Origin of the sequence: Levilactobacillus koreensis JCM 16448, from assembly GCF_001435525.1 — a bacterium.
Lineage (GTDB): Bacteria > Bacillota > Bacilli > Lactobacillales > Lactobacillaceae > Levilactobacillus > Levilactobacillus koreensis.
In genome coordinates this window covers 1-3,294 of sequence record NZ_AZDP01000001.1, presented here as the reverse complement: position 1 = coordinate 3,294, position 3,294 = coordinate 1, and the positions used below count along the sequence as shown (strand labels likewise).

Annotated in this window: 3 protein-coding genes; 1 reads left to right on the top strand and 2 read right to left on the bottom strand. The window is 51.0% G+C overall.

What is annotated here, in order from left to right:
- Positions 1–58: 58 nt before the first annotated feature.
- Both FC99_RS00015 and FC99_RS00010 read right to left on the bottom strand, forming a co-directional pair.
- Positions 59–295 (bottom strand): hypothetical protein, encoded by a 237-nt coding sequence (locus tag FC99_RS00015; protein ID WP_048735760.1) that lies wholly within the window; start codon positions 293–295, stop codon positions 59–61.
- Positions 296–394: 99 nt separating this feature from the next.
- Positions 395–1,804, bottom strand: coding sequence for a C69 family dipeptidase (locus FC99_RS00010; protein WP_048735761.1), 1,410 nt, complete (start codon positions 1,802–1,804; stop codon positions 395–397).
- A gap of 699 nt (positions 1,805–2,503) precedes the next feature.
- Between FC99_RS00010 and FC99_RS00005 the strand changes: the two genes are divergently transcribed.
- Positions 2,504–3,205: a Crp/Fnr family transcriptional regulator gene (locus FC99_RS00005; protein ID WP_048735762.1), complete on the top strand. Its 702-nt coding sequence runs from the start codon at positions 2,504–2,506 to the stop codon at positions 3,203–3,205.
- Positions 3,206–3,294: the final 89 nt, after the last annotated feature.

Below are 3,294 nucleotides of genomic sequence, written 5' to 3'. Positions count from 1 at the left end.
TACCCAGGGCTTATAGCCCTCGAGAAAACCACCCGTTCAACGGGTGGTTTTTATTGGTTTACAATTTTTTGGAGACGGTATAGCGTTTGGTGGTGGTTGGCTCCGTCTTGTCACTCAGCTGTTGTTCCGCTAAGAAAATGTCGAATGACGGCTCGCCACGATCGCTTTTGACGACCAGCACGTGACCGGATTGATCGTGCCGTTCTTGATAGATCTGTGCCGTCTGAACGGCTTCATGATAATCGTGAAAGTTACCAATTGAATCACCAGGGTTGAAAAGTACAACTTCATCCATGTAATCATTCCTTTCAGGGCTAGTTGCTAATTTCATTATAGCGCAGTTGCTCTGAAAACGATACCAATATACGATTAGAACGGGTGGACAAGTCCATGACTAGAGATCATCGTCCATGGTAAATGTGAGCGCTGAGTGGTCAGCGTTGGCCTGCACGAGTTTTCCAATTTGTGTTTGGATGGCGGCGTTAAATGCCTGGGCGGTTTCGGCGTTGACGACGCCTAGGCTCATAGGGTTTGGCGCGGAAATCGCGTCGCCACTAGTCAGACGTTGAATACCCCAAGATTGCATGGTGGTCAGAAAATTATCACGTAACTTTCGATTTTGCCGGTAGTGGTCTTCGCTCAAAACGTTGAGCAATTTGGCCGCCCAGTAAGGGTTCTGACCGTCGTAATCTAGATTGTCCGCCGCGAAGGTCGCATCGATCTGATCTCCGGCCGCATAGATGGGGAGGTAGGGACTGAAGGCGGGATTGCCGAGGGCTTGCCAGATAACACCGGCTAAGACTGGGACGACATCTCTTCTAAGCTGAAGAATGTGTGAATTTTGTGTTCGGGAAAGACCGACTGCCCGGAATTGGTGGCGTTCTTGCTCAGTACCATTGCCCAAGGGGTCGAACGGGGTTTCCTGGTAGTGTGAGCCCAGAAAGGCCTCGACTTGGGGCACACTGATCTTCTGCTCGGCGTGGCGAATGAATGGCAACTCCATGCTAGTGGGTTCCTCGAAGGCACTTGGCGTAAATAATTTGTGACCATACCAGACGCGGGGGGTGTTGTAATGTGCGTCATCCGCCGTGTGAGTCCCAAAGATGTGGCGGGAATTGAAGCGATTCCCGTCTGGATTCAAGCGGTGAGCCTGAACGAAGTGTTGAATGTTAGCGGAAACCATGAAATTTTCTGAGTCGTCAAAATCAATGTCCTCAATGGCTAGCTGGTTGGCGACTACAGCGTAGGCATCATCGGGGATGCGTTGGGCGACCCAGTGATGACCACTGACGATTTCCATGTACCAAACTTCATCGACGTCACTGAACAACACACCATTCGTTTCGGCGGCCCCAGCAGTAGTGACCAGTTGGCCTAGGCGTTGAATCCCGGCACGTGCCGAATCGACGTAGGGCAAAACCACGGTGAGCATGGCGTCTTCGGCAATGCCATCGGCGACTAGCGGATCGACTCCCAACACGAGACTATTGGTATAGGCACTCTCGGTCGCACTCATAGCGACGTTATGGGCGTTGATGCCGCTTTCTTCGTAGTGACCCTCGTCGGGATTGGTATCGGGCACCGCCGTGTAGTGGACGGCGTGTTCCGGAAGCGTTGTCGTGAAGTGATTATTTTTAGAGATAAACATCAGGTTGCGGGGGTCGTTGGCAGAGTGGACCACAGCGTGCTTCGGCCAGATCGCCACAAAATTATCTTCGTTACGGGCGATGAGGGTACTACCGTCGATGGTGGCGTGCTTACCGGCTAAAAACGAGGTACAGGCTTGATGCGTAAAGCGTGACATGAAAGGTCCTCCTTCAAGATTTAAAAAGCGTAATATTGAAATCACTATAGCACATTTTAGTAAAGTAAGGCGTCTTTTACCGTTTTCCGGCCAGTCTTTGCTAAAATGGGGCTAGTCGGTACGCCGAATCAGCATTGTCGGTGGCCCTGGCTTGGATTAGAATAGAGGCTATTCAGGCCGTTGAAAATCGCGGGCTGAAATAGTAATTGGTGAGCCATGCTTGGCCAGCTTATGACTGGGTGTAACAGGACTAACGTGAGTTTTAGGATGAATCTGCAGTGAATTTTCAGGTGGCTTTTTGCTAAGAATGCCCATTTCTTAAGCAAAACGATATGCCGGATTCTGTAGCTAGGGGTCTCACGATGACCGTAGTTTCCCAGTTAACCGAGATAGTAGTTATAGAAGTCGTTATAAGCTGACTCGTAAAATTCATGGTACGTAAGGCTCTTACTGATGTGGCACAGAACAACCAAGAGCCGGAGGAGGCCAGGGATGGAGCCAGCCGTGGTAATATGACTAGCTGGCCGCTGGCTAGCTAGTCATATGGGCGACTTTGAAGACACGTGTTCTTCGTGGCTTCAAAGCGAGCGAGAAGCCTGCAAGGCTGAAGCGTCCCCACAGCAGACGGAATCCCTGGCAGCCGGAGTGCGGACGGTTAATACTATTTAAGTACATAAAAATTCAAAAGGAGATGCCGTTATGGAACATGGACACCAGCATGAACACTCGATAGAACGCGAACGGGAATGTGTGACCGGCGTGCCGATTTTTCAGCAATTGTCTGATGATCAAATTACCTCGGTCGCTAAGGTGACCCGCCCGATTCACGCGGATAAAGGGGGCACCGTCTTCAGTGCTGGGGAAGTTTCCCAAACGCTGTACATTGTCAATCAAGGACAGGTTCGTCTGTATCATTTGGCCGATGATGGTCACGAACAGGTGCTCCGGGTTCTGAATCCTGGTGACTTTGTTGGGGAAATTGCATTATTTACCGATGAAATCCATGGATCCTACGCTGAGGCGACGGCCACGACCGAACTCTGCACGATTTCGCGAGCTTCCCTGACGGCCCTGATCAAGACCTTACCCCCGTTGGCACTATCCTTGTTGGGAGCGCTAGCGGTACGGCTCAAGACGGCCGAGAAGCAAGCGACCCTATTGGCTATTCCGGATGCATTACCACGGTTGGCCGGCTACCTACAGGAGTTGAGTGCCCACCGCACCGGGACATTTGACCTACCCATGAGTAAGCAGGATCTAGCGGCCTACCTGGGAATGACACCGGAATCGCTTAGCCGCAAGCTGAAACAATTGAGTACCAAGGGTGTTTTGGAGACGGTCGGGCGCCGGCAAGTTAAGGTGATCAACGTTGCCAAACTTGCCGAACTGGCCCCGGAATGAGGGCTTTGATAGCTATCTCGTTAAGAATCCTTAATCCCAATTTATTCATAAAAGGACTAGAATGTTTTGACTGTTCCTACAGTCTCAAG

Bases quoted from the DNA above. Each gene is read 5' to 3' on its own strand.
- FC99_RS00015 (WP_048735760.1), bottom strand. From the start codon at position 295: ATGGATGAAGTTGTACTTTTCAACCCTGGTGATTCAATTGGTAACTTT.
- FC99_RS00010 (WP_048735761.1), bottom strand. From the start codon at position 1,804: ATGTCACGCTTTACGCATCAAGCCTGTACCTCGTTTTTAGCCGGTAAG.
- FC99_RS00005 (WP_048735762.1), top strand. From the start codon at position 2,504: ATGGAACATGGACACCAGCATGAACACTCGATAGAACGCGAACGGGAA.